Raw genomic sequence first — 7,105 nt, forward strand, 5'->3', positions numbered from 1 at the left:
AGCAGCAAGGCACCGTCCGGCAAGCAGGCGAGGCGACGCTCGACGAGGGCGCCGAGGAGCCGCCCGGCGTAGGCGAGGTCATCGGCCGGCAGATCGCCGCCGGCGCGGACGAGGCCCTCTGCCGCCCCAACCTGTGCCGCGCCATCCCCGCACAAGGCCCCGGCAAGTATCGCCCGGTCGAGCGGCGCTGCAAAGGCCGGCATTGCCGGGAGCGCCAGACACAAGAGCGCCAAGTACCAGAGCGCCAGGTACCAGGGCGCCAGGTACCAGGGCGCCAGGTACCGGGGCGGCAGGCGTGCCTGGCGAGGACGCCCCCTCGGATCAGCCATAGGGGCTGAACGGGACCGGCTTCGGCGCGTCGGCAGATTGCCAGAGCACGTCGAAGCCGCGCTTCTCGTTGACCGAGCCGATGAAGACGCCGCGGGAGACGTAGTTGTTCTCGCCCGTCATGGTCAGCGTGTAGCCCGACGGGTCGTCGAAGCTGAGGTTCGCGAAGGCTTGGCGCACCTCCGGTACTGCTAAGGAGCCCGCCTTGGCGGCGGCGAGCGCCCAGAGATGGACGCTGTCGTAGGCCGAGACCATCGGATCGATGACTGTGTCGGCGCTGAACGGGACGTTCTTGGCCTTCACGTAGGCGGCCCAGTCGCCAAGGAATTTCTTGTTCCGTTCGCCCTTGGCGGCCTGGAGATAGGCCCAGCAGTTCAGGTGGCCGACGAGCTTGGCGGTATCGAGCCCTTCGAGATCGGCCTCCACCATGTCGAGGCCGAGGATCGGCACGTCGGTGGCGGTGACGCCCTGGTTGGCGAATTCACGCAGGAAATCGGGGATCGAGGATCCGACGACGGTAAGCACCACAATCGCTTGGCCGCCGGGCTGGCTGGCGAAGCTGCGCACCTGGTTCACGAGCGTCTGGAAATTCGAGAAGCCGAATGGCACGTACTCCTCGCGCCACGCGGTCTCCGGGATGCCCTTGCTCTTCCAGTACCCCTTCAATTGCTTGTTGATCGTGCGCGGCCAGACGTAGTCCGAACCGATCATGAAGAAGCGCTTTGCGCCGACTCCTTCGGGGCCCATCAGGTAATCGACCGCCGGCAGCACGGAACTCGCGGGCGGCGAGTTCATGTAGACGACATTCTTTGAATTCTCGTCGCCCTCGAAGTGGAGCGGGTAGAACAGCAGCCCATCGTTCTGCTCGACGACCGGCAGCACCGACTTGCGGGACACGGAGGTCCAGCAGCCGAACAGGGCCGCGACCTTCTCCTGCTGAAGCATTTGCCGGCCGACCTGGGCGTAGAGCGGCCAGTCCGAGGCGGGATCGGAAGTCAGGACCTCGATCTGGCGGCCGTTGACGCCGCCGCGTCCGTTGATCTCGTCGGCGGCCATGCGAACGACGTGGTTCAGCCGGCCCTCGAGATTGGCCATCGTGCCGGAGGACGAGAACAGGCACCCGAGCTTGACCGGGTCGGCTGCGAAGGATGGGCGGATGAGGGCTGGTGCCGCGAGCAGCGCCGCTGCGCCGACGAAGCTGCGCCGCGTGAGATGCGTCATCGATCCCGAAGCTCCCGTGGATTGGCCATCCGATTGTCGGCCGCCGTCCGGTCGACGGGAAGGGGAAAGAGGCCGCAGTCCGGCGAGGACTTTGCGCATATTAGCGGCACTTGCGCGCGTGGATGGCGGTATTCATCGGAGAACGTCAAAATTATCGTATTGAATACGAGCTTCTCCGCCGCCTGAACCGGGACGCGACGTCTTCAACATCACGACGGCGGGCGCATCCCGCCCCATCGCCGACGCGCAGGGATGTCTGGGTCTGCCGAAGCGCGTCTCATCGGACGTATTCGGCCGCGAATGGCACGCTTCTTGTGAGGAGCTCGCTAGCGCAGCGTCGCGTAGAGCGGCGACTACGGGTTGGCGTGCCGTCGATACTGAGAGCTGCCGGGTGACCGGATCTCCTCGACCGCTCTGCCCCCGTCACGACCTCGACATCGTCGCGCGTCCGGCCGGGAGCCGGCGCACCGCCTTAAAGACCCCGACATCCGCCTCCTGAGGAGAGCCGATATGTGCGACCGTCACGGCGATTATCGCGTTCCTGATTTCTCGCAGTTCAAACCCAACCGCAGACGCTTCCTCGGCGGAACCGCCGCGGCGCTCACGCTCGCCGTCGGGCCCGGCACGATCGGCCAGGCGATGGCGGCCAACGGCATCCGAGCGACGCACGGGACCGGGTTCTGCAACCTGAACTTCTTCCTGGCCGAGGCGATGCAGCTCGCCAAAGATGACGGGCTGACGATCGACTTCGTCAACACGCCGACCTTCTCCGATCAGGTCACCTTCCTCGGCATGGGTCAGGTCGATGCCGGCGTGATGCCCTATACGAGCTTCATGGCGCTCTACGACGCCGGCGCTCCAGTCAAGATCGTGGCCGGCGGCGGCATCGAGGGTTGCGTGCTCGTGGCCCAGCCCGGCCTCGACAGCCCGGAAAAGCTCAAGGGCAAGACGCTCGGCACCTTCCAGCTCGATACGCTGGAGGTGCTGCCCTACGACTGGCTGAAGAAGAACGGCGTCGCCTTCAAGGACATCACGGTCCGCTACATGGGCTCGACCCCGGAGGCCGTGGAGGCGTTCCGCGCCGGCGCCCTCGATATCATCTCGACGATCGAGCCCTACGGCACCGCGCTCCTCACCGACGTGAAGGGTGCGGTCAAACTCTCCGACGGCACCGACATCTATGGCAAGGGCTACACCGACTGCGTGCTCGCGGTGCGCAACGACCTGATCGACAAGAACCCAGCGGCGGTCAAAGCCCTGATCAAAGGCATGATGAAGGCCCAGGCCGTGGCGGAGGGCGACCCCCAGACCGCCCTGAACAAGCTCGTCGGCTCCTACTACAAGACCTCGATGAGCAACGCCCAGCTCGCCATGGGCCGGCAGCCCTCGGTGGTGGACGCCCGCAACCAGACGCAGTTCATCCTCGACCGGACCGATTCCGTCGCCGAGATGGGCTACATCAAGAAGAAGCCCGGCCGCGACGCGATCGACTGGACCCTGCTGGAACAGGTCATCGCCGAAAACCCGGAACTCTACGGCAAGCTCAAGCTGAAGTCGGCCTGAGCGGATGGCCATCGATCTCGCCCGCGCCGCCGCCGTCCCGCACGGCCAGCCGCGTCTCCCGTTCGCACAGCGCCTGGCGCTGCCCGACGGGTTCGTCCCACTGCTGCAACGGATCGGCTGGATGCTGGTCTCGGTCGGATGCTTCGCCGGCCTCTGGGAGCTGCTCTGGGCGTTCGGCATCGCCGATGCCAAGCTGCTGCCGCCACCCCACGTCTTCCTCGGCAACCTCGTCGAGCAGGCGCGGTTCTTCAATACCGCGCAGCGCTGGCAGATCGGCACCGGCATGAACGCCGGCCCGAGCCCCGCCATGGCGGTGTTGATCACCGTGCTCGCCTCCACCGGGCGGGTGTTGGCAGGGTTGTTCCTGGCCGCGACCCTGTCGATCCTGGTCGGCGTGGCGATCCGCTACGTCGTGCTGTTCGAGCGGTTGACCCTGCCGACCATCACGCTCCTGGCCCCGGTCTCGCCGATCGCGTGGCTGCCGGTGGCGATCTTCATGTTCGGGATCGGCAACGCGCCGGCGATCTTCATGGTGTTCATCGCCCTGTTCTTCACGATGGTCCTCTCGACCATCCATCAGATCGACGGGGTCAACCGGAACTACATCAACGTCGCCCGGACGATGGGTGCATCGAAGCGCCAGATCTACGCGCGGGTGATCGTGCCGGCGATCCTGCCGGGGCTGCTCGCGGTGCTGCGCCTCAACCTGTTCGGGGCCTGGATGGTGGTGCTCGTCGCCGAGGCGACCGGCGTCGGTTACGGTCTCGGGCAGGTGATCATGCTGGCGCGCAACACCTTCAACCCGTCGCTGGTCTTCTTCACCATTACGCTGATCGGCTTCCTCGGCTTCGCCTTCGACCTGATGTTCCGGCTGGTTCAGCGGCGGATGCTCTATTGGCTGCCACGCGACGCGGGGTCTTCCCTTGGGCTCTGACCGTCTCTCCGTTGCCGATCGCCCGGCCGTCTCCGGCGAGAGCGACGCCGTGTCCTGCCGCGGCGTTTCCAAGGTCTGGGCCGCCGGCACCGCCCGCGCCCACGAGGCCCTGCGCGACATTGACCTCGACGTGCAGCCCGGCGAGTTCGTGGTGTTTCTCGGCCCGTCCGGATGCGGGAAGAGCACGCTGCTCTACCTGATCGCCGGGCTCGAGGCCGCCACGGGGGGGCGGATCCAGTCCTTCGGCGAGCCGGTGGCTGGACCATCCCCCGAACGCAGCCTGATCTTCCAGGAGACCTCGCTCTTCCCTTGGCTCAGCGTCTGGCAGAACGTCAGCTTTGGCCTGTCGCTGAAGGGCGTGCCGGAATTGGAGCGCCGGAGCATCGCGCGGGCCGCACTCCAGCGGGTCGGCCTCGCCGAGGCGTTCGACAAGCGGCCCGACGAGCTGTCGGGCGGCATGCGTCAGCGCGTAGCGGTCGCCCGGGCGCTCGCCATGCGCCCCAAAGTCCTGCTGATGGACGAGCCCTTCGCAGCGCTCGACGTGCAGACCCGCCAGAAGATGCAGGACTTCCTGCTCGATGTCTGGCGCGACAGCGGCGCCTCGGTGCTGTTCGTGACCCACCACATCGACGAGGCGGTGGCGCTCGCCGATCGCGTGGTGGTGTTCACCGCTCGCCCGGGGCGGATCAAGACGATCGTGGTCAACACCCTGCCGCGCCCCCGCGACCCGTTCTCGCCCGGCGCCGAAGCGATGCGGCGGCATCTCACCGAACTCCTGCGCGATGAGGTCGACAGGGCCTTCGCCGAGCAGGAAGCCCTCGCCTGACCAATTCCGACCATAACGGACCGAAGCATGGCCACATCGTTGATTCGCAGCCGGCAGATGATCACCCGCACCCTCGACCGTGAGCGCTGGGAGGAGGTCGCCGACGGAGCTGTGCTCCAGAAGGACGGGGTAATCGAGGCGGTCGGCACCTACGCGGAGTTGCATGCGCGCTATCCCGACGCGCCCGTGATCGGCTCCGGCCGCGAGATCCTGCTGCCGGGCTTTGTCAACGGGCATCATCATGTCGGCCTGACGCCGGTCCAGCTCGGCTCCCCCGACATGCCGCTGGAGCTGTGGTTCGTCACCCGCATGGTGGCGCGCAACCTGAACCTCTACCTCGACACCCTGTACTCGGCCTTCGAGATGGTCGGCTCCGGGATCACCACGGTCCAGCACATCCACGGCTGGATGCCTGGAAGCCTGGAAGAGGTCGAAGCGCGCTCGAACGAGGTGCTGCGCGCCTATCGCGACATCGGCATGCGGGTCTCGTACTGCTTCGCAGTGCGCGACCAGAACCGACTCGTCTACCAGGCGGACATGGATTTCGTGGCGAGCCTGCCGACGTCGCTTCAGGACCCGATGAAGCGCTGGTTCGAACGCTTTCAGATGTCGCTGGAGGACAACTTCGCGCTGTTCCGTAGCTTGCATTCAGGCCAGGCCGGGGCTGCCCGGGCCAAGATCCAGCTTGCTCCGGCCAACCTCCACTGGTGCTCCGACGCGGCGCTCGAGGGCCTGTCCGGGCTCTCCGAATCCTACAATGTGCCGATGCACATGCATCTGGTCGAGACCGCCTACCAGAAGGCCTACGCGGAAAAGCGCAGCGGCGGGACGGCGGTGGAACATCTTGACCGGTTCGGCCTGCTCGGGCCGCGCATGACGCTCGGCCATGGCGTCTGGCTGAACGAGGCCGACATCGACCGCGTGGCCGCGACCGGAACCTGCATCTGCCACAACTGCTCCTCAAACTTCCGACTGCGTTCGGGCGTGGCGGCGCTCAACCGCTTCGAGGCGAAGGGCATCAACACCGCGATTGGCCTCGACGAAGCAGGCATCAACGACGATCGCGACATGCTCCAGGAGATGCGGCTCGTGCTGCGCGCCCACCGGGTGCCCGGCATGGACGAGGCCGACGTGCCGGGCATGGCCCAGGTGCTGCGCATGGCGACTGTCGGGGGCGCCCGCACCACCGGCTTCGGCGACAGCCTCGGCACGATCGAGGTTGGCAAAGCCGCCGACCTTGTGCTGCTGGACTGGGACCAGATCGCATATCCCTACCTCGACGCCGAGACGCCGCTGCTCGACGCGGTGATCCAGCGCGCCAAGACCGGCGGCGTCACGACGGTGCTGTGCGACGGCGAGGTGCTCTACGCTGATGGCCGATTCACCCGGGTCGACCGCGACGCCGCCCTGAAGGCCCTGCACGACGACTTGGCACGCGCCCTGTCGGACGACGAGGTCGAGCGTCGTCAGCTCTCAAAGGCCCTCCTTCCCCATGCCCGGCGCTTTTACGCAGACTATGTCGACCCCGGTCGGCACGAGCCGTTCTACCGCCCGAGTTCGCGCGTCTGAGGCGTGCGAATCCTCCTCGTCAACCCGAACACCTCGGCGGCCATGACGGCCCGGATGGAGGCTGCCGCCGTCAGCGCGCTGGCCCCGGACGTGCAGCTCACTGCGCTGACGGCGGCGCACGGCCTCCCCTACATCGCGAGCCGAGCGGAGGCGCAGCTCGCCGGCGCAGCGGTGCTGGAGACTCTGGCCGAACATCAATCCGGCTTCGACGCCGCCGTGATCGCGGCTTTTGGCGATCCCGGCCTGATCGCAGCACGCGAGCTGTTCGACCTGCCCGTCGTTGGGATGGCCGAGGCGGCGATGCTCACCGCCTGCATGCTCGGCCAGCGCTTCGGTGTCGTGACGTTCTCGGGCACCCTGCTGCCCTGGTACGAGGATGCGGTGCTGCTGGCCGGACTCTCTGCCCGATGCGCCTGCGTCCGGTCTGTTGCGGCCGGCTTCCAGTCGGTCACGGAGGTGCAGCACGAGCTTGAGGCCGAGATCATCGCCCTCGCGAACCGCGTTGTGACCGAGGATGGTGTCGACGCGGTGATCCTGGCCGGAGCGCCGCTGACCGGCCTGGCCGCTCGGATTGCCGAGGCGGTCCCGGTGCCGCTGATCGATCCGCTCTCTGCCGCGCTCGGGCAGGCGCAGGTCATGGTCCGGCTCGGCGTGAAGCCCCCGCG

The 7,105-nt window shown here is 67.1% G+C and carries 6 protein-coding genes and 1 pseudogene; 5 read left to right on the top strand and 2 right to left on the bottom strand.

Going from position 1 to position 7,105, the window contains the following annotated elements:
• Together FV228_RS34235 and FV228_RS16300 are read right to left on the bottom strand one after the other, a co-directional pair.
• Nucleotides 1-329: pseudogene (locus tag FV228_RS34235) on the bottom strand (hypothetical protein); the annotation flags it as partial.
• Nucleotides 322-1,548, bottom strand: coding sequence for a transporter substrate-binding protein (locus tag FV228_RS16300; RefSeq protein ID WP_147855585.1), 1,227 nt, complete (start codon nucleotides 1,546-1,548; stop codon nucleotides 322-324). The pseudogene FV228_RS34235 and the gene FV228_RS16300, both read right to left, overlap by 8 nt.
• 510 nt (nucleotides 1,549-2,058) lie before the next feature.
• Between FV228_RS16300 and FV228_RS16305 the strand changes: the two genes are divergently transcribed.
• From FV228_RS16305 to FV228_RS16325, 5 genes are all read left to right on the top strand, one after another.
• Nucleotides 2,059-3,111 (top strand): ABC transporter substrate-binding protein, encoded by a 1,053-nt coding sequence (locus FV228_RS16305; RefSeq protein WP_147855586.1) that lies wholly within the window; start codon nucleotides 2,059-2,061, stop codon nucleotides 3,109-3,111.
• Nucleotides 3,112-3,115: 4 nt separating this feature from the next.
• Entirely contained in the window at nucleotides 3,116-4,045 is a 930-nt protein-coding gene (locus FV228_RS16310) for an ABC transporter permease (protein ID WP_147855587.1), read from the top strand.
• Between the two features lie 49 nt (nucleotides 4,046-4,094).
• Nucleotides 4,095-4,871 carry an ABC transporter ATP-binding protein gene (locus tag FV228_RS16315; protein ID WP_147855588.1) on the top strand — a complete coding sequence of 259 codons (777 nt, stop codon included), beginning with the start codon at nucleotides 4,095-4,097 and terminating at the stop codon, nucleotides 4,869-4,871.
• Nucleotides 4,872-4,898: 27 nt separating this feature from the next.
• Entirely contained in the window at nucleotides 4,899-6,440 is a 1,542-nt protein-coding gene (locus tag FV228_RS16320; RefSeq protein ID WP_147855589.1) for an amidohydrolase family protein, read from the top strand.
• 3 nt (nucleotides 6,441-6,443) lie between these two features.
• Nucleotides 6,444-7,105, top strand: a 662-nt coding sequence (locus FV228_RS16325) for an aspartate/glutamate racemase family protein (RefSeq protein ID WP_147855590.1), incomplete at its 3' end; no start/stop codon positions are given.

Origin of the sequence: Methylobacterium sp. WL18 (assembly GCF_008040015.1) — a bacterium.
Lineage (GTDB): Bacteria > Pseudomonadota > Alphaproteobacteria > Rhizobiales > Beijerinckiaceae > Methylobacterium > Methylobacterium mesophilicum.